General features: G+C 63.2%; 1 protein-coding gene. It reads right to left on the bottom strand.

Annotated features, from left to right (window positions below; all coding sequences use genetic code 11):
• Positions 1-570: SIS domain-containing protein (locus EOA24_RS40400; RefSeq protein WP_127410943.1), on the bottom strand; the 570-nt coding region annotated here is incomplete at both ends.

Here is a 570-nt window from a genome sequence, read left to right as displayed (position 1 = left end):
AGCCAGCACCGACAGCTGGCAGGTGAAAGCCTTGGTCGAAGCGACGCCGATTTCCGGCCCGGCCAGCGTCGGCAGCACCACGTCGGATTCGCGCGCCATGGTCGATTCACGCACATTGACGACGGCGCCGATCTTCATGCCGGCCTGGCGGCAGTAGCGCAGCGAGGCCAGCGTGTCGGCGGTCTCGCCCGACTGTGAGATGAAGAAGGCCGCGTCGTTGGCCGACAGCGGCATCTCGCGATAACGGAACTCGGAGGCGACATCGATGTCGACCGGCAGCCGCGCATAGCGCTCGAACCAGTATTTGCTGATCAGCCCGGCGAGATAGGCGGTGCCGCAGGCCGAGAGCGCCAGCCGGCCGATCTTGGCGAAGTCGAAGGGTAATTCGAGCGGCTTCGACACGCCGGAGACGAAATCAACATAATGCGCCAGCGTGTGCGAGATCACCTCGGGCTGCTCATGGATTTCCTTTTCCATGAAGTGCCGGCGGTTGCCCTTGTCGACCATGAAGCTGGTCGACAGCGACTGCTGCCGCTTGCGGTCGACCTTGTTGCCATCGATGTCGTAGAT

It is taken from the genome of Mesorhizobium sp. M2A.F.Ca.ET.039.01.1.1 (assembly GCF_003998035.1).
Lineage (GTDB): Bacteria > Pseudomonadota > Alphaproteobacteria > Rhizobiales > Rhizobiaceae > Mesorhizobium.
Note: the sequence above shows the minus strand (reverse complement) of the source record. Positions and strands in the feature narration are given on the sequence as shown.